Origin of the sequence: Dongshaea marina (genome assembly GCF_003072645.1) — a bacterium.
Classification (GTDB): Bacteria; Pseudomonadota; Gammaproteobacteria; order Enterobacterales; family Aeromonadaceae; genus Dongshaea; species Dongshaea marina.
The window spans coordinates 1,645,198-1,662,931 of sequence record NZ_CP028897.1 but is presented as its reverse complement, the minus strand read 5'-3'; the positions used below and the strand labels follow the sequence as shown (position 1 = coordinate 1,662,931).

At 50.1% G+C, this 17,734-nt stretch carries 15 protein-coding genes and 2 pseudogenes; 10 read left to right on the top strand and 7 right to left on the bottom strand.

What is annotated here, in order from left to right; all coding sequences use genetic code 11:
* Nucleotides 1-752: 752 nt before the first annotated feature.
* Entirely contained in the window at nt 753-1,775 is a 1,023-nt protein-coding gene (locus DB847_RS08095; protein WP_108650224.1) for a trypsin-like serine protease, read from the top strand.
* 79 nt (nt 1,776-1,854) lie between these two features.
* Nucleotides 1,855-2,781, top strand: coding sequence for a S1 family peptidase (locus tag DB847_RS08090; RefSeq protein ID WP_108650223.1), 927 nt, complete (start codon nt 1,855-1,857; stop codon nt 2,779-2,781).
* A 233-nt stretch (nt 2,782-3,014) separates the two neighbouring features.
* On the opposite strand, the gene DB847_RS08085 is transcribed toward DB847_RS08090, so the two are convergent.
* Genes DB847_RS08085 through DB847_RS08075 form a run of 3 tightly spaced genes read right to left on the bottom strand, consistent with a single transcriptional unit; the run spans nt 3,015 to nt 5,748 of the window.
* Nucleotides 3,015-3,254 (bottom strand): FeoC-like transcriptional regulator, encoded by a 240-nt coding sequence (locus tag DB847_RS08085; RefSeq protein WP_108650222.1) that lies wholly within the window; start codon nt 3,252-3,254, stop codon nt 3,015-3,017.
* Nucleotides 3,251-5,521, bottom strand: coding sequence for a Fe(2+) transporter permease subunit FeoB (gene feoB, locus DB847_RS08080; protein WP_108650221.1), 2,271 nt, complete (start codon nt 5,519-5,521; stop codon nt 3,251-3,253). The genes DB847_RS08085 and feoB overlap by 4 nt, the downstream gene beginning before the upstream one ends.
* Nucleotides 5,518-5,748, bottom strand: coding sequence for a FeoA family protein (locus DB847_RS08075; protein ID WP_108650220.1), 231 nt, complete (start codon nt 5,746-5,748; stop codon nt 5,518-5,520). Before DB847_RS08075 ends, feoB begins: the two co-directional genes overlap by 4 nt.
* Nucleotides 5,749-6,044: 296 nt before the next feature.
* Between DB847_RS08075 and DB847_RS08070 the strand changes: the two genes are divergently transcribed.
* Both DB847_RS08070 and DB847_RS08065 read left to right on the top strand, forming a co-directional pair.
* The gene (locus DB847_RS08070) at nt 6,045-7,319 is read left to right on the top strand and encodes a malic enzyme-like NAD(P)-binding protein (RefSeq protein ID WP_108650219.1); all 1,275 of its coding nucleotides are present in this window, start codon (nt 6,045-6,047) and stop codon (nt 7,317-7,319) included.
* Nucleotides 7,320-7,515: 196 nt separating this feature from the next.
* Nucleotides 7,516-7,917: a DUF2750 domain-containing protein gene (locus tag DB847_RS08065; protein ID WP_108650218.1), complete on the top strand. Its 402-nt coding sequence runs from the start codon at nt 7,516-7,518 to the stop codon at nt 7,915-7,917.
* A 667-nt stretch (nt 7,918-8,584) separates the two neighbouring features.
* Here the strand turns inward: DB847_RS08065 and DB847_RS08060 are convergent.
* On the bottom strand, nt 8,585-9,277 hold the full coding sequence (locus tag DB847_RS08060) for a DUF4145 domain-containing protein (protein WP_108650217.1): 693 nt from the start codon (nt 9,275-9,277) through the stop codon (nt 8,585-8,587).
* Between the two features lie 967 nt (nt 9,278-10,244).
* Between DB847_RS08060 and DB847_RS08055 the strand changes: the two genes are divergently transcribed.
* Nucleotides 10,245-10,481, top strand: coding sequence for a hypothetical protein (locus DB847_RS08055; RefSeq protein WP_108650216.1), 237 nt, complete (start codon nt 10,245-10,247; stop codon nt 10,479-10,481).
* 125 nt (nt 10,482-10,606) lie between these two features.
* Here DB847_RS08055 and DB847_RS08050 read toward each other — a convergent pair.
* Nucleotides 10,607-12,306, bottom strand: a pseudogene (locus DB847_RS08050) (NAD-dependent malic enzyme).
* A gap of 553 nt (nt 12,307-12,859) precedes the next feature.
* Between DB847_RS08050 and DB847_RS08045 the strand changes: the two are divergent.
* Nucleotides 12,860-13,180, top strand: coding sequence for a hypothetical protein (locus DB847_RS08045; protein WP_108650215.1), 321 nt, complete (start codon nt 12,860-12,862; stop codon nt 13,178-13,180).
* A gap of 108 nt (nt 13,181-13,288) precedes the next feature.
* Here DB847_RS08045 and DB847_RS08040 read toward each other — a convergent pair whose 3' ends face one another.
* On the bottom strand, nt 13,289-13,891 hold the full coding sequence (locus DB847_RS08040) for a substrate-binding periplasmic protein (RefSeq protein ID WP_159084468.1): 603 nt from the start codon (nt 13,889-13,891) through the stop codon (nt 13,289-13,291).
* Nucleotides 13,892-14,121: 230 nt separating this feature from the next.
* Here DB847_RS08040 and DB847_RS08035 point away from each other — a divergent pair, with 230 nt between their 5' ends.
* From DB847_RS08035 to DB847_RS24300, 4 genes and pseudogenes are all read left to right on the top strand, one after another.
* Nucleotides 14,122-14,532 (top strand): ArsC family reductase, encoded by a 411-nt coding sequence (locus DB847_RS08035; protein WP_108650213.1) that lies wholly within the window; start codon nt 14,122-14,124, stop codon nt 14,530-14,532.
* Between the two features lie 3 nt (nt 14,533-14,535).
* Nucleotides 14,536-15,662: pseudogene (gene dapE / locus DB847_RS08030) on the top strand (succinyl-diaminopimelate desuccinylase).
* On the top strand, nt 15,659-16,330 hold the full coding sequence (locus DB847_RS08025; protein ID WP_108650212.1) for a M15 family metallopeptidase: 672 nt from the start codon (nt 15,659-15,661) through the stop codon (nt 16,328-16,330). The pseudogene dapE and the gene DB847_RS08025 overlap by 4 nt, the downstream one beginning before the upstream one ends.
* Nucleotides 16,331-16,334: 4 nt before the next feature.
* Nucleotides 16,335-16,487, top strand: a complete 153-nt coding sequence (locus DB847_RS24300; RefSeq protein WP_159084467.1) for a hypothetical protein — start codon at nt 16,335-16,337, stop codon at nt 16,485-16,487.
* Nucleotides 16,488-16,842: 355 nt separating this feature from the next.
* Here DB847_RS24300 and DB847_RS08020 read toward each other — a convergent pair whose 3' ends face one another.
* Nucleotides 16,843-17,529 carry a hypothetical protein gene (locus DB847_RS08020; RefSeq protein ID WP_108650211.1) on the bottom strand — a complete coding sequence of 229 codons (687 nt, stop codon included), beginning with the start codon at nt 17,527-17,529 and terminating at the stop codon, nt 16,843-16,845.
* Between the last annotated feature and the right edge of the window lie 205 nt (nt 17,530-17,734).

Sequence of the window (17,734 nt, the reverse complement as noted above, 5' to 3'; positions counted from 1 at the left end):
CCCCTTCCCCAAGCGAGGACGTCAATAATCCGCAAACCTGTTCTGGTTCGGGCTATCCACCCCTCTTTGTATAAAAGCTCAACTTAGTCATGCCCTGAGTTACGCCGCTACTGCCGCACAAAAATAATACTCATACGAACACCACTCAAGGCACTTCAAAACGAAAAGGCTGACTAAAAACCCCATAAGGGTACGTTGCGATTAAAGATGAACCACACTGAATTCCGAATTATATTTTTATCAATTCTATATTCACTATTTTTGGTTAATTCAGAGAATTTTTTTCTTATATATATCTATTAAATAGAAATGATAGTTTAAAAACTGTTTTTTCTAAGTTTATTTGCAAAGATAATTAATTGCTTCAAGGAATAAAGCACTTTTTGACACTTGATTGCCTAATAAAATAGCGCTAGCATGATTTCTCGCTTGAAACACCAGCGACACTAGCAATTCATACCAATACTTACACAAGGAGGCTTTATATCTTTGTTATGCAAGGAAAGCATGATGCTCCCGCTGTAACGGATTAAAGATTTCACCTACATTTTGCTTACCTGATCTGAGGTACTTCGTTATAAACAAGGTATCTTGTAACATATTTCTATGGCATTTCATTTATAAGCCATTATATTTTTCATGCGCTATACGCTTGTCAGATAAAAAGCTCTGTCAAACAGAGTCTTTTATCCAGCGAGATATGCTCTATAGGCTAATTAAACTTTTCATTCATCAAACATTAAGGACAATAAATGAAGATGAAACTTAAGACCAAGATATCTATATTATCCTCCTGCATCGCTCTTGTGATGAGCAGTCAAGTCTTTGCTTCACAAGGTACATCCCAAATAGACAATGGTGATCTTGTCCCTACCTTTGCTCTGAGCTCGGCACCATACAATGCAGTGGTAAAGATTCTGATTAATCTGGGTGATGGCACCTCCGCCTGCACCGGCTCTTTAATTCGCTATAATGCGGTTATAACAGCAGGCCATTGCGTTTTTAAAGATGCCAAAGGGCAACAAAAGATCACCCCTGACTCCTTTACGATCACCAGTGCCGATGGCACACATCAGTATCATGCGACCCATGTCTATTCTGATTACAATGGTACCTATCACGACTTTGCTGTACTGGCGCTCGATAACACAGATCAAAGTGTGGCAACCGCCCCGGTGGCAGCCCTACAGAGCTCAGGGACTCATCCAATATACAAAAAGGATGTCATAAAAAATCAGCAGCCCCTGCTCTCCACCGGCTATGGTATCAACCTACCCTATCAAAATGCCTATGAACACCAACCGACTGCACGGGATAAAGATATAGGAAGAGGACTCATAGACCGGGATGGCTGGATGGCATACGATCGCAGTGAAAATACCAATGATGTCTTTAACAAGGGTGTTCTTCTTAAGGGAGAGCAAACCCCGACCTCAGATAGTAATACAATTAAGACACTCGTCGCCTCGGGCCTGAGTGATGCGTCCGGCTATCCTGAAAGCCAGTTCTTCTCAACCTGCTCTACCCAGTCAACAGATCATGGGGATAGCGGCGGCCCGGTCTTTTATGATGATAACGGTCAATACACTCTGATCGGAGTCACAAGCCGAGGGCTCACGATACCCTATCAGGGAAGATATTACTCATATACTAAGTGCATGGATTATACGGGCACCCTCCAAAGCGGCACGCGGATCTCTGAATATACAGACTTGACCACCGCAAGTGACAACCGGATCTTGCTGGATAACTATCTAAAGGAAATTCCATCCTAAAGTCGATAGCCTTCATAAATCATTAAAGGCTGCTCACTTTTTAGCAGCCTTTATTTTATTCATAGATTGTGAGTTCACCATGAAAGAAAAAGTAGCCCTATGGAGCCCCCTTTATTTACTGCTTATTTTCCCTTTATTCACAAGCCATGCCCTGGCATTAATTGACAATGGTACACAGGCCAATCCAGATAAAGCCCCCTTCAATAGCATAGTGATGCTGTATAACAGTATTCATGGAGGGAGCACCTGTACCGGCACCTTCATCCAGGATGATCTCATCCTCACGGCGGGGCACTGTGTCACATCAAAAGACCCCTCTTCCAAGCAAATGATCATCGCAAGCCCAAGTACGATTCAGCTATATGAGAAGGCCAACTGGATCCCATTACCCAAGGTTGCCAGCATCCAAACCCCTTTTGATGGCAAACTGCATGATTTTGCCCTGATAAAACTTGCAGAGCCTGTCGCCAATCATCCCTATGTTCCCCTTGAAATGAACCTGACAGAAACACAAATGCTCTTGGCTCATCAAACACTACTCATCGCCGGCTATGGTCGCGATATAGGATTTGCAAACCAGGATACAAACCCCGGATATAAGCTGCTAGAAGGCAAGGTGAAGATCACTTCGGACACAGCAGCCAGAAAAACCCTTAAAGAGGGCAGCCACTGGCTTGCTGAACAAGAGATCCCTGATGGCTCACTGGCGAACGCCCAAAACTACAACGCCACCGGACTCTTTGCTGCCTGTGGATCCCAGGCCACGGACTTTGGGGACAGTGGCAGTGCCGTCTTCAATGAAAATGCCGATGGCAGCTACTCTATCGTTGGGGTCACCAGCCGTGGCCTCACCATCAAGACAGCCGAGGGATATATCTCGTATAACCACTGCATAGATAGCCAGATGCAAGATCAATCTCCCGAAAAGATCTCCATATTTAGCGATCTCACGTCAGGCAGTAGCAATTATCCGCTTCTTCAGGATAGCCTGAACCAACTGTCCTGATCATCCCGCTCACCTTTACCGGGGGCTATCTCCATCACTTTAAGATAGTGGTGGATTGCCCCCTCTCAATGAAACAAGAGGTGGTGGCCATCGCAGGGCTTAAACCAAATCTCATAAAGGAGATTTGGCTCCACCGCACGACCGAGATGATATCCAGGAAAGCCACAAACCTATTGAAATGATTGGCAAGGCCCATGAGAGAGTAAGAAAACAAACAACGCCTTCCCAGGCTGTTAGCGCGGGCTCACCGCAATCTCTCCCTCGGGCAGCCATTCGTAGCAGGCGGGGCTGCGCTGATCACAGCAGCCGCCAGCACAGGATTGAGAGGAGATAAAACGTACCCGCCCCTTGCGGACCCACACCTGCATCATGGCGTCTATGGCATCCTCACTGCAGTGAAAATGCCGGGCTAACTCCTGGCGACTGACCCGCTGATGTTTCGCCAAATAGGCTCCAAGCTCCCGTACTATCACAGGGACAAAGCCTCCCGGGTCAATATGTCGCCCCGCCTTTTGAGCTGCCACCACATCAGGGTGATCAACAGGATAAACAGCACCAGCCAACCCAGGCTTTGCAGAGGATGCTGACTCAGGGTCGTCAGCTGATAATAGAGCACGCTGGAGAAGTAGGCGGTAAAGTTACACCACAGGGCGACAAACAGTGCCCAACGGCGACCCGTTTCACGCACCAGGGCGCCCATCGCCGCCGCACAGGGCATATACAACAAGATAAACAACAGATAGGCAAAGGCGCCATGCTTACCATCAAAGTGCTGTTGCATCGAGCCAAAGGTGCGTTGACTAACATCCTGCTCACTGGCTGCTTCCTGCTGATTTTCGGTGTCCCCAACCTTAAGGCCCAGGGGATCGCTCAGATTAATCGCCGCCAGGTTCTGCGGAATCGTTGCAAATGCAGCCTTAACCCGGGGCCAGATGTCCAGAGCCTGACTTTGCTCCTCCTGCTGATTGGCATACAGGCTGTTGAGGGTCCCAACCACCGACTCCTTGGCAAAGACCCCGGTCACAATGCCGACCGTTGCCTGCCAGTTATCCTGCTCAATCCCCAGCGGTGCAAACACCGGAGTCACCCGCTGGCTTACATAACTGAGCAATGAACGCTCGCTATTTTGGTGGCCAAAGCTGCCATCTGTGCCAAGGGAGTTCAGGACACTCAGCACCGCTACCACCAGCACTATGGTTTTACCGGCGCCAAAGATGAAGCTCTTGAGCTTATGGTGAGTCTTAAGAGCCACATCTTTAAGGCGTGGCAGCTCATAGTCCGGCATCTCCATCACCAGGGAGCCACTGACTCCGGGCAGGATGGTCTTGCGCAGCAGCAAGCCGGTGAGTACCGCGACCGCGATCCCCAGAAGATAGAGAATGAAGACCAGGTTCTGGCCGCTTTGCGGGAAAAAGGCCACCGCGAACAACGCATAGACAGGCAATCGAGCCCCACACGACATGAAGGGGATCATCGCCGAGGTGGTGAGACGCTCACGCTCCGCGCTCAGGGTGCGAACCGACATCAAAGCCGGGACGTTACAACCAAACCCCACCAGCATGGGAACAAACGCCTTTCCGGGAAGGCCGATACGTCGCATCAGTCGATCCACCACGAAGGCAGCCCGCGCCAAATACCCCGAACTCTCCAGAAAAGCCAGAAACAGATACAGGCAGCCAATCACAGGGATGAAGGTCAGAACCGTCTGAATACCGGTTCCGATCCCGTCCCCGGCGATGGTCGACAACCAGGTTGGCGCTCCAATGGCCCCCAGTCCCTGCTTCACCCCATCCACCAGGAACAGCTGCCCTATCTGGTCAAAGAAGTCGATAAAGGCACTGCCCACATTGATGGCAAACAGAAACATCAGGTACATCACCGCCAGGAACAGCGGGATCCCCAGATAGCGATTCAAAAACAATCGATCAAGCTTTTCACTCACCGAGGTCGACAGGCGGGCCGGATGCTTAATGCAGGGAGCACAGTACTGGTGGATAAACTGGTAACGAACATCTGCAAAATGCAGATCCAGATCTAATGTAACATGCAGCTTATTGTAGAGATTGATCGCCTGATCCCGTCCCGTTTCATTCAGCCATTGGCAGGGCTGACAACCGGACTCAAGTTGCTGCAGGGCGATCCCCCGCTTATCCAGGCAAGGCTCTCCCTCAAGCAGCATAGCTATCTTACGGGCGCTGGTTTCGACCTCAGACCCATAATCAAGCACCAGCGGCTGCTGTTCGGACTCAAGGTAGCGATGCATATCCCGTTTGAGCTGCGCTGTCTGTTTGGCATTACGCGCCGAAAGTGAGACCACGGGGCAACCCAGCGCCCTGGCCAGGGAGGCTTCATCCAGCTTGAGCCCCCGGTGACGGATCACATCCAGCTTATTGAGCACCACCACCACCGGCAGCCCCAGCTCCCGAAGCTGCAAGGTCAGATAGAGGCTGCGCTCCAGGCAGGAGGCATCGACCACATTCACCACCAGATCCGGGCGGTTGTTCATCAGGTAGTGATAGGAAACCAGTTCATCAACGGAGCAGTCCCGGCTCTCCAGGGCGTAGATCCCAGGAAGGTCCACCAGCTCATAATCATGACCACCGGCGCGAAAACGACCGACTTTCTTATCGACCGTGACTCCGCTCCAGTTTCCCACATGCTGGCGGGAGCCGGTCAGAGCGTTAAACAGAGAGGTTTTACCACTGTTGGGGTTACCTATGGTAACCAGCTGATAGCTCATTCAACGACCTCAACCTGGATCTGCGAGGCCAGTGAGCGTTGAACGGCCAGGGTGATCCCACTGGCACGGATCTGCAGCGGATCGCCCATCGGGGCCTGGCGAAGAAACTCAATTTCGCTATGAGGTAGCAGCCCCATACACATCAGCTTGCGACGAATCGGTCGCGTCAGGGCAGCCATATCCAGAATTTGTGCACGTTGGCCGGAAGACAGCTCACTCAACAGCATAATTAAGCTCCGGGAATAATAGTGAGATTGATTCTTTTTTGAATCATCGATTATAACGAACAAACTGCGAGAATACTTGCGTCATATCAAATATGCGTCGCCTAGACTCAGGCAGACTATGCGCTCAGGGCTTATCTCGGAGCCAACTAAGACTTGGTGCGGCAAAATTTGTCGCACAATATTAGTTGCAGCCTGCTTATTAAGCAAGCACTCACATCCCTGTATCCACATTAGGGCATCTTCGCTAAACTAACGCCCTTTTTTTTGGCGCATTCACTATAATAAGGAGCCATTCCATGCCAAAAGATCAATTACATCAGGCTGCTCTCGATTACCATCAGTACCCTCAACCCGGTAAGATCTCTGTCGAACTGACCAAGTCGGCCGAAACCGCAGACGATCTCTCTTTAGCCTACAGCCCGGGTGTTGCCGCTCCGGTTTTAGAGATCGCTGAAGATCCGAATAACGCCTATCGCTATACCGCAAAAGGTAACCTGGTTGCAGTTATCTCAAACGGCACCGCCATCCTGGGCCTTGGAAACCTGGGCCCTCTGGCCTCCAAGCCGGTCATGGAAGGTAAGGCTCTGCTGTTCAAGCGTTTTGCCGGTGTCGATGCCATCGATATCGAGGTGACTCACGATACCCAGCAGGAGTTTATCGACACGGTCGCTAACATCGCCGACAGCTTCGGTGGCATCAACCTGGAAGATATCAAGGCTCCCGAGTGTTTCGCCATCGAGGAAGCCCTGATCGAGCGCTGTAATGTCCCCGTATTCCATGATGATCAGCACGGTACCGCGATCGTAACCGTTGCGGGTCTGCTCAATGCTCTGGAGATCCAGGGTAAGAGCATTGAAGATGCGCGCATCGTGGTTCTGGGCGCTGGCTCTGCCGGCCTGTCGCTGGTCGAACTGATGCAGGAATTTGGCGCCAAGAAGGACAACATCTTCGTACTGGACCGCGGCGGTGTCATCCATAACGGTCGTACCGATCTCAACCAGTACAAGCAGCGTTTCGCTATCGACACCGAGCTGCGCACCCTGGATGATGTGATCACAGATGCAGATGTGTTTATTGGTGTCTCCGGCGCGAACCTGCTGAGTCCTGAGCAGCTCAAACGGATGGCTGCAAATCCTGTGGTCTTTGCCTGCGCCAACCCGGATCCTGAGATCAAGCCAGAGCTTGCCCATGAGACCCGCGATGACATCATCATGGGGACCGGTCGCTCCGATTATCCAAACCAGATCAACAATGTACTGGGCTTCCCCTTCATCTTCCGTGGTGCCTTGGATGTTCATGCAACCCGCATCAACATGCAGATGAAGTGTGCCGCCGTTGAAGCGATCCGCGATCTGGCGAAAGAGACAGTTCCGACCGAGGTTCTGCTGGCAGCGGGTGCCTCTCACCTGGAGTTCGGTCGTGGCTATGTGATCCCTAAACCGATGGATCCACGCCTTAAGTCCCGGGTATCCCGCGCCGTAGCCCTGGCCGCAGAGGCAACGGGTGTGAACCAGCGTCCGGTACCACAAGACTATATGCTGGAAAAAGCGGACGTTCTTTCCGTCGCATAAGCTCCCTTAAGAGTGGGGAGGCGCCCTCCCCACTCTTTATCTCTATTGCCAGCCTTTCTCCCTATCCTCCCCGAAAACCCAATTGAGCCTGACCCAGGACTCCCGATGCTCACAAAAACACCTAAACACTAAAAAATCTGCTCCCCGCAGCGATTGTTCAGGTATGCTACCCCTTTTTTGCAACAGGTATCTGAAGATGTCTAGCCCGTTAGAGCCATCCCGGGTGGATGAGATCCTGCGCCTTGATGCGCAGCAACGCTATCAGTATTTAGTGAAAGAGGTCGTGACCAACCAGGAGGTCTGGATCCTGACCGATCAGCATGGCTGCATGATGCTAACAACAGAGGATGAGGACTGCATCCCGGTCTGGCCAAATTCCGAGTTTGCCGAGGCCTGGATCAGTGGCGAATGGCAGCACTGTAAGGCCGAGGCGATCCCGCTGGCACGCTGGCACAGCCACTGGACACCTGGGATGCTGGATGATGAGCTGTCACTGGTGATCTTCCCCAACCAGGATGAAGATGGCCTGGTGCTGTTCCCCGACGAGCTGGATCACGAGCTCAAGGCCCGGGCGAAAAAGGTCAAACAGCGCCGCTGATACCTGCAGTCTCTGACAACTTGACCTGCGGTCGGCTTATTTGTGCCTGCGGCATATTTGTCCAGCCGCGGATGCTACACAAGGATGTGCAAATGCAGCTGAAGCCATTGATGGCGCAAGCTACCTGCGACCAGAGGAGATTGCTTGTCCAACCCCCTCTGGACTCCCCGGGACAACATCGAATTCGAATTGATGACCTGCGGTCAGCATATTGGTGCCAAAGGCACATTGCCGCTGCCGAGCGGCGGCGGGTCAGGGGGACTGCTCACCCTGTCCCCCTAACAACCCCGAGGGTGCCCCTCGATTCGCTCTTCTCCTCAAAATCATCATATTTTGAAGCACAACGCAGACAGTATGTCCCTATACTGGCTGCGCACTCGCAGCATCCATGCTGCTCAACTTCAAATAACTTTATGATTCTTCGGTACGAATCAAAGGGGGAGTTAACTCACCCCCGTGAGCGAGCGCCGAGGTGAACCGTAGATAATTCCATTCGAGACACATGGGTGAAGCTTCTCTCAGAGAAGAAAAACGAGAGGCAAGGAAGTCGAACAGGGAAAGCTTATCAGGGATGATAAGCGTGACGAGAGCTTAGCCACGACAGAGACATTGCGTCGAAGTAGCACCTTAATCCTTAGGGGATCTGTCGCCTAACAAGCGGGGGGCGTTAGGATGGTTGAAGCTCTTTTTCATACTGCTTTAGCTGTTCCTCTGTGGTGATTAGGTGCTCCACTATGGATAGTAATCTTTTCAGATCTTGGATGTCGTGGTTTGTCCACTTACGTATGTAATGGGTCTCGTCATTACCAAGCCATGCAGCCCTTTCTGCTGCTGCGACTATCCTTGGTGAATCCTTAAACTGTGTTTTAATGACTTTTGATAGTGCCTTTACTTTTATCTCTTTTTCTTTCTCAGGAGCGCAATGGATCGCGTAGTCTTTGACTAAAAATTCTAAAGCCTTCCTGTAAGCAATCCCTGAGACCTCTGATAGGCTTCTTTGCTCTGCCTCTTCTGCTTGAATTTTTATACGAACGTATTGTGATGAAATATCTATTATCTCCTGTGGAATAACTGAACTATCTACGCAAGTTGGCTCCACGAACTTGAGCTCATAGCTATTAATTCCCGATGTAGATGCCCTCCTTCCAGTTTGTAAGTCATAGTAGGCTATGTATAGCTCAGAGCACTCTTCATTTGGGCATTCGTATACGCGATACAGTCTTTGGAAAAAGCCTTTTGGATGCCTTGCGTTTGCGTGGTTGTAAACGGCATTTGGAACGATTTTATGTTTGCATATAGGGCAGGTGTCAGGATCTTTGTCGATACCAACGTGGGCACTACCAAGGTCTACGGGAATCATGTAATAAATCCAACTTTTGAAATTGTTTAATCATACTCCTATGGCTGTTTACTTTGAAGTTTAACCTGAACAACTTAGTTAACCCTGACCCAGGATTGTTCAATGATAGTCATGGCGTCGGCCATAGACAGGATAGGCGACATGGTTTAGCTACAAACAAGATCTGCATCAGTTAAGCGGCATAACTCCAGCGCCTTATTTAAACCTTCACGCTCTCTGACCGCTCAGCTTTAACATCCTTGTAAGCCTCCAGCACAATGATGTTTTCTTTATCTACGAATGATGCACAAGCTGTAATCTGCGCTCCCAACTCTAGACCTGACCTTCCCTATTCTTTGATTGAGACTCTTATGTAGATGGCGGCCTTTTTCATGCTTTATTGCTCGCGTTTTATTGATTGCGTCAAAACGCTAAGTGTCCGTATAGCGAAATGATACACGCATACCATAATTTGCCTAATTTTGATAGGGGGTATTTTCCCCCTATCACCTAGTAATGATTAAAGTATTATTGGGTAATATTTGAAAATTCCGAAAGGTTCACTGTTGGTGAGTTTGTATGTGGTAAGCACCTCGACATTGAATCAGATATTTTGGCATCTGACAGGAGCCACATGACCAAAGCTCGGCCTATTTTTTTGGGGGGAATTAAAGATTTGTATTTTTGGCCTCAGCCAATTTTAGTGAGGAGATCGATTAGGCTATCACAAATAAAAGTGCATGCGAAATCAAGGCGTTTTTGCACGTAAAATTGGCATGGTTAAAAATAAGGCCCATAAAACACATCTCGCTCGCCAAAGTTAGATACGTGTTTTTATGAGCCGGGTATAGATGCGGCTGTGCCCTCTAACTAAAAAGTTAGCGGACTCTACGCGCGTCTATTTTGTGAAACGCGCGCTGCTCTCTGGCCATATACGGTGTATTAAACTGAGATCAGTATTGCATCTGCAAAAGGATAGTAACGCATAATGGCGACAGATCAAAAGGGCAAAAGTAATATTTCTTTAGTTAAGGATGCTCATGAAACAACCTACCACAACACGTACATCAACACTAATGGTGGAGATGTCTTCTTAACTATGCCTTCAAGCACAACTCCAACAAAGGAGAGCAAGCCGATTCTTATCCAGTTGCTGGAAGTACTCTTGGCTTGGTTTAAGGGCAAGAAAGAGTGTGAGCCCGATAATGGACTACCTACTTTGTGACCACTTGTCTAAGCAGTATAGATAATCGCGGCATTACCAGAGTCCTCTGTGATCATAAAAAAAACGCTCCCAACCGAGAGCGGTTTTGATCTCAGGGCCGGTTATCGACCAATAAAACAAAAGTCTTAGAAATAGGTTCTGCGATACGGCCGGTACTCAGGCTGCCAGAAGCTATTGTCGATCGCCTCATCCAGAACCTTATCCGGCCACTGGACCGCATGGCCCTGCAGCTGGGCCGTCTTCGCCACCAGCTTGGCGATACAGCGGCCCACCTCCTGGATCTCTTCAAGAGGTGGCAATAGTGCCCCTTCGCCATCTTTAGCCAAGGGCGAGCAGTCCGCCAGGGCACGGCTGGCCGCCATGAACATCTCCCGGGTCACCCGCTTGGCACCGGTCGCCAACACCCCAAGGCCGACTCCCGGGAAAATATAGGAATTATTACACTGGGCGATCGCATAGCTCTTCCCCTCATACTGCACCGGATCGAAGGGGCTCCCGGTTGCAACCAGGGCATTGCCTTCGGTCCAGCGCAAAATATCTTCCGGCAGTGCCTCGACCCTGGAGGTTGGGTTCGACAGCGGGAAGATGATCGGGGTCTTGCAGTGAGCATACATGGTCTTGATCACCTCCTCACTGAAAAGCCCCGGTTGCCCGGAGACTCCCAGCAGGATATCCGGCTTCACATTTTCGATCACCGCCTGCAGCGAGATATTGTCCTGAGGGCAGTTCCACTGCTCAATCAGATCTTTACTCTGCATCAGCTTACTTTGAGTCGGAGTCAGATTCGGCATGCTGTCGATCAGCAGTCCATAGCGATCCACCATGAACACCTGGGCCCGGGCCTCTTCATCGCTAAGCCCCTCAGAGCGCATCTGCGCAATGATCTGCTCTGCGATGCCGCATCCTGCCGAGCCTCCCCCGAGGAACACCACCTTCATATCTTTCATCGGACGCTTACTGGCGCGACAAGCGGCAATCAGACACCCCAGGGTGACCGAGGCTGTCCCTGAATATCATCATTAAAGCAGCAAAGCTCGTCCTGGTATCTGTCCAACAGAGGCTGGGCATGCTGCTGCGCAAAATCCTCAAACTGCAATAGCACATCGGGCCAGCGCCGTTTCACCGCCTCAATAAACAGATCCACAAACTCATCATATTCCTGACCTGTGATCCGGTTATGCCGCCACCCCATATACATGGGATCTTTCAGACGCGCCTCATTGTTGGTGCCGCAATCAAGGACGATCGGCAGGGTCTGATCCGGGTTCACTCCGCCACAGGCGGTATACAAAGAGAGCTTACCGATAGGGATCCCCATGCCGCCAATCCCCTGATCGCCCAGGCCGAGGATCCGTTCACCATCGGTCACCACGATCACCTTCACATCGCCGTGGGTTGCATTGTGCAGAATGTCATCGATTCGCTCACGCTCGGGGTATGAGATGAAGAGTCCCCGGTGGCGACGGTAAATATTAGAAAACTCCTGGCACGCCTTACCAACGGTCGGGGTATAGATGATCGGCATCATCTCTTTAAGGTGAGTCTGGACCAGCTTATAAAATAGTATTTCACTGGTATCCTGAAGGTTACGCAGGAAGATATGCCGCCCCATGTCATCGGCTGCATTGAGGTACTGCTGATAAGCTCTTTCAACCTGCTCATCCAGGGTTTCAATGTTATGTGGCAACAACCCCTCAAGATTGAAAAAAATCCGCTCCTCCTGGCTAAAAGCACTGCCCTTATTCAGTAACGGCATTTCGAGAAGATTTGGACCTGCGTAAGGAATATACAGGGGCTGCTGTTGATCTTGAGCATTATGATTCATTGTTTGTTCTCACTTATGAGGATTGCTCTTTTCTCCCCGGGATCACTGAGAATGACAGGTTTGGTGATTTCAGGAAGAGTCGATAGGCTCGATAGATTCAGGCCACCGGAACCTATCTATAGTTCCTGGTTCTGAAAAATCTGTCGAGTCCACAATGAGCCAATGAACTGAGGAGTCAAGGTTGCGCCTAATAAAGGGGCAAGCCGTCGCTCCCAGGCCACAATCATCACCCATTGCCAGCCACTGACAATCCCCCGGAGAAATGACCCGCAGAATAAATCACAGTTAAAGTGGCCAAGTCAAACCCCCTGGCAGGCCAGCACTCTCAGTTCAGGACAAATTATCCAATCAAGTTTCATTCTTTTGAAGCAGCTCTCAAAAAAGCGATTTCGATTATGGGGCAACCCTGTTTTGTGTGGTAGTTTTAGCGCCATCCTTAAACGTTCACAAACCGAGACTATTTTTTATCACCCTGTGCTCACCGGACGAACTGAAAAAACTGCCCGGGGAGCGATTGCGTATAAACAATGGCCTGTTGTGGAGTTCACACACCATGGATAATCAGATACAAACCGAAACCGACCTCCCCCATTGCTCTATTTGGAACATACTGACGGAGCGAGCTGCAACTCGGCGTACGATTCGACTCTCGAAACTTGCAAAACTTGCAGGCTATCCAGAGCAATCCGAGGCCCTCATCGAGGCCCTGCACCAGATCCGTACCTACTGCAGCGAACAGGAGCTTCCGACCCTATCTGCAATCGTTGTCGATGATGAAGGAGTGCATCAGCTCTCATCTTCTCTGCCTGATGCACCCTGGGTCAGAGCCCGGGTATTTGACTTTAGCTGGGAGCAGGAAAGCGCCCTGGCATAAACCAGAAAATCGCAGCCTGTGAACCCGGCTGCGATTTTCAAGGGAATCACTAGGCTCTGTTAACATTTCCAATTTTGAACCAAATCTGAAACGTCAACAGAGCCTAAATCACTTCAGTTTTTTATCCAGCATGGCGGCAGCATTCACCGCATCCACCGCCTTGTTAAAGGCATCGATCATCTGCATATCTGCCCCATCGCGCCTGAAACAGACATACAGCTTCTTATCTTCCAGCACCTTGGCGTTAAACCCTATCTTATCTGCATAGCGCTTGAGAGCAGGCTCGGTTTTAAGAAGATAGTGCATCACGTTTTCATCAATTACCGCCAGCTGAATTCTCCCGGCGCCAACCTTCTGCAGATTTGCCATATCAGAGCGAGCCGCATCGGCCTTCAGGCCGCCGGAGGCCACCATGTCATCAAAGGCTTGGGTATTGACATAACCCGCCACGGTTCCAAGCTTCATCCCCTTGAGATCATCGAGGCTACTCCAGGGCACCGGCTTGGATTTAAGCTCGGCAAAGCCTAATGGCCCCTTGCCAAAGGGCTTGGAAAAGATAAAGTCCTTCTCCAGATCCTTGGCATAGTACTCAGGAAAATACCCGGCGTACTTCTTATTGGTCTTTGCCAGGTTCACCGCCCGATTCCAGGGGTAAAACTCAACCACCAGCTCATAACCAGCCTTGGCAAACACCGATTTAGCCACCGCCACAGCAGCCCCTGCTCCGGCAGCTTCTTGCCCGTATAGGGAGGCCAGTCCAAAGAGGTCAGATACACCTTGGGAGCTGCGAGAGCCAAAGAGCTTAACAGTGCCAAACTAAACGACAACAGCATCATGAGCGTTTTCATCACGTCATCCTTGCGTCATGCATCACATCCAAAGTATAGAGTGAGATCCAGGCACACAGATACCTCACTGACGGTTTACAGGCCCGAAACCCCATGCCACAATTGGGAACTTTTCTCATTCAGGGCAACCTCACCATGACCCAATCCGTGACCCTCTACGGGATCAAAAGCTGTGACACTGTGCGCAAGGCTCGCAAATGGCTGGCCGAACAGGAAATCCAAGCTCAATTTCACGATTTCAGAACCGATGGTATCGACGAGCAGCAGCTCACACTCTGGTGTGAAACCCTGGGCTGGAAAAAGCTCCTCAATACCCGCAGTACCACCTGGCGCAATCTGACCGAGAGTGAAAAGCAGCTCGAGACCCAGCAGCAGGCCGTTGCGCTGATGCAGCAGCACCCGACTCTCATCAAGCGTCCGGTTCTCACCAGGGGAGAGCAGATACTGGTTGGGTTTAAGGCCAGCGATTATGCCGCTGAGCTTTTAGAGCATGCCGGGAGCTAGCCGATGAGCTCAGTCATAGAGTTGGCCCAGGAGCTGATCCGCCGCCCCTCAATCACCCCGGAAGACTGTGGCTGCCAGCCACTGTTGGCCGAACGCCTTGCCAAACATGGCTTTGAGATTGAGCCCATGCCATTTGCCGATACCCTGAACCTCTGGGCGCGGCGCGGCAACACAGGCCCACTACTCTGTTTTGCCGGGCACACGGATGTGGTTCCAACCGGTCCTCATGAGCTGTGGCGTCACCCCCCTTTCTCGGCGACGATCGAGGGTTCACAGCTTTATGGAAGGGGCGCGGCCGACATGAAAGGTTCACTGGCGGCCATGCTGATCGCCACAGAGCGCTTCGTCGCAGCCCATCCTGAGCACAAAGGCTCCATCGCTTTTTTGATCACCAGTGATGAGGAAGGCCCCTTCATCAACGGCACAGTCAAGGTGGTCGAAGCCCTCAAGGAGCGCCATGAGCTCATCGACATGTGTATCGTCGGCGAACCATCCAGCAGCGAGCGCGTTGGTGATACGGTGAAAAACGGCCGTCGCGGCTCCCTGATCGGACATCTGAGCGTCCTGGGGGTTCAGGGACATGTGGCTTACCCTCACCGCGCCCGTAACCCGATCCACCAGGCCCTCAAGGCTCTTGACGAGCTGGCAAGTCACAGTTGGGATCAGGGCAATGATTACTTCCCGGCCACCTCTTTTCAGATCACCAATATCAATGCAGGCACAGGCGCCTCTAACGTCATCCCCGGCGCTTTGGAGGTTCAGTTTAATCTGCGCTACTCCACCGAGCTGAGCCACCAGCAGATCAAACAAACGGTCCATCAGTTGCTGGACCGCCACCAGCTGGAGTACCAACTCGACTGGTCTTTGTGCGGCGAGCCTTTCCTCACCGATCATGGCCCACTGTTGGATGCCACCATGGCTGTCATTGAGGAGACCACCGGCCATAAGCCCGAGCTTAGTACCTCGGGGGGACCTCTGACGGGCGCTTTATCGCCACCATGGGTGGAGAGGTGCTGGAGCTTGGCCCGGTCAATCGCAGCATTCATCAGATCAATGAGTCCGTCGGCGTCGATGAGCTGCATACCCTGGTCACCCTCTATCAGAAGATCATGGAGAAACTCTTGCTATGACGCCTGAGCAACTCACGGGACGAGACAGCCACCATCTTCACGAATTTGCAGCCGACCAGGCGTTGCAACCTGAGGTATACCGAGCCTGGTGCGCTCTGCAGCAAGCCGCAGCCAACGATGGCTTTGATCTCCAGGCGGCCTCAAGTTACCGCAGCTTTGAGCGGCAAAAACAGATCTGGGATGGTAAATTCGATGGCAAGCGTCCACTGCTGGATTCACACAGCCGCCCCGTTGATCTGAAAAGCTTAAGCGAGTGGCAAAAGATCGAACATATCCTGCGCTGGAGCGCCTTGCCGGGAGCCAGCCGCCATCACTGGGGAACCGAGCTTGATCTCTATGATCCGAGCCTACTGCTCCCCGGAGAGTCTCTGAAGCTCATACCGGATGAGTATGATCAGGGAGGGTGTCAGGCCCCCCTGTGCCGCTGGTTGGATGACAGGATGTCTGAGTTTGGCTTTTTTAAGCCCTACGCCCGGGATCTCGGAGGTGTCTCCCGCGAGCCATGGCACCTGAGTTATCAACCTCTGGCAGAGCTCTGCCTGGAGCAGTTAACCCCACAACTTTTACAGCAAACCCTTTCCCTGCACCCTGTCCGGGGATATGCTGAGATACAACCGCGGCTCGACTATATCTTCGAGCGCTACATACTCAACATCAATCAGGGATAGTTCTATGGGATGGTGGTGGATACTGATCATTGTGGTGATCCTTTTTGTTATCGGGATCGCCCGAAGCGCCTATCTGCGGATGAAAGGGATGGATAAAAACATTCCCGAATATAAAAGTAAGATGCGCCCAACCGATGATGAGGACGATGACTGGTAGCCCGGCAGACAGTCACAACTGCTCTGTGGGCAGCAGACCTCTGCTGCTGCCACCCCTTCATTTGTTAACCGCGCGAGTTTAGCCAACCCTCTATACAAAAGAGGGAGGTATTGCGATGCAAAAACAACTCCGAATGTGGTTGCTGGTCTGCATGGACTGATGCTGGATATCCCGCGCAATCCAGTTGCGAGCGAATTCATGATTTTTGCTTCAGACTGGCCGGTCTGGATGACGAACCGCACCATGAACCGGATAAAGGTGCCCCCTCCTGAGTTCAACAGTTACTTATAGACCTATAACCACCCTGAAGAAGAGCCTACAATTTAAAGTGAATATCTGACATTAATAATTTTTATTACGATATCGGCTGAATTACGGATTTAACCATATCCCAGTATTGATCTCCGACTTTCCTCTTATCAATACTTGAAGTAAATTGATCCCCTTTCTTATTTTTAAATTTTGATAGCGGTTTTATATGAGTATCTATCCATAGCAAGTCATTATCTCCATATAAAAAGTTACCGAAATGAAAATCTTTCAAATAGTATCCTCTACCTGCCAAATAATTAATTTCATCAAGCAAATTTTCGATAACATGATTTTTATTCTCCTTTGATTTGTTTTTATCATTCAAAAACTCTTGAAGCTCAACCATCTCCGGATGATAGCTCATAAAACAAAGTGATAGATATCTATCAAATGGGTTTATAAAAACACCCCATCCATAGTTACGAACCGTTTTTATCCCTACTCTTTCTATTCTCTTATTTCCTTTATACTCTTTTCTAGAGTCAGTCTGGATTAAAATTCGGTCTCTAATCAAAGTTCTAAAAAACCAACCAATAGGATTTCTTTTTATTTTATATTTATTTTCTCGCACTTTAAAAAGAAACTTTCCATCATATATGTAAAACTTACTACTACCAGTCTTAATTAATTCACTCTCCTTAATCTCAATGTATCTCGGAAGGTATATATCGCTTTTAACAATGCACACTCTGGGTTTTCCATCAATTTTTATTTTTATAAATTTAAGCATCTTATTTAAACCATTATCAATTTAAAAAGCCATTTAGTAATTCTTGATCACATCATCTTGATTACATCACGCGATACGCATCACCCGATACATCCATCTAAAAAGGATCAAGCAAAAAAAGAGAACAATGATTTTAAACAAAATATCTACAAGCGCACCTTAATATCCCTTAAACACCTTAAATTCACAGGAAGACTTTGAGAAT

Coding starts and splice junctions, on each gene's coding strand:
- DB847_RS08045 (WP_108650215.1), top strand. CDS start 12,860: ATGGATAATCAGATACAAACCGAAACCGACCTCCCCCATTGCTCTATT.
- DB847_RS08090 (WP_108650223.1), top strand. CDS start 1,855: ATGAAAGAAAAAGTAGCCCTATGGAGCCCCCTTTATTTACTGCTTATT.
- DB847_RS08035 (WP_108650213.1), top strand. CDS start 14,122: ATGCCACAATTGGGAACTTTTCTCATTCAGGGCAACCTCACCATGACC.
- DB847_RS08070 (WP_108650219.1), top strand. CDS start 6,045: ATGCCAAAAGATCAATTACATCAGGCTGCTCTCGATTACCATCAGTAC.
- DB847_RS08020 (WP_108650211.1), bottom strand. CDS start 17,529: ATGCTTAAATTTATAAAAATAAAAATTGATGGAAAACCCAGAGTGTGC.
- DB847_RS08095 (WP_108650224.1), top strand. CDS start 753: ATGAAGATGAAACTTAAGACCAAGATATCTATATTATCCTCCTGCATC.
- DB847_RS08065 (WP_108650218.1), top strand. CDS start 7,516: ATGTCTAGCCCGTTAGAGCCATCCCGGGTGGATGAGATCCTGCGCCTT.
- DB847_RS08055 (WP_108650216.1), top strand. CDS start 10,245: ATGGCGACAGATCAAAAGGGCAAAAGTAATATTTCTTTAGTTAAGGAT.
- DB847_RS24300 (WP_159084467.1), top strand. CDS start 16,335: ATGGGATGGTGGTGGATACTGATCATTGTGGTGATCCTTTTTGTTATC.
- DB847_RS08025 (WP_108650212.1), top strand. CDS start 15,659: ATGACGCCTGAGCAACTCACGGGACGAGACAGCCACCATCTTCACGAA.
- DB847_RS08075 (WP_108650220.1), bottom strand. CDS start 5,748: ATGCTGTTGAGTGAGCTGTCTTCCGGCCAACGTGCACAAATTCTGGAT.
- feoB (WP_108650221.1), bottom strand. CDS start 5,521: ATGAGCTATCAGCTGGTTACCATAGGTAACCCCAACAGTGGTAAAACC.
- DB847_RS08060 (WP_108650217.1), bottom strand. CDS start 9,277: ATGATTCCCGTAGACCTTGGTAGTGCCCACGTTGGTATCGACAAAGAT.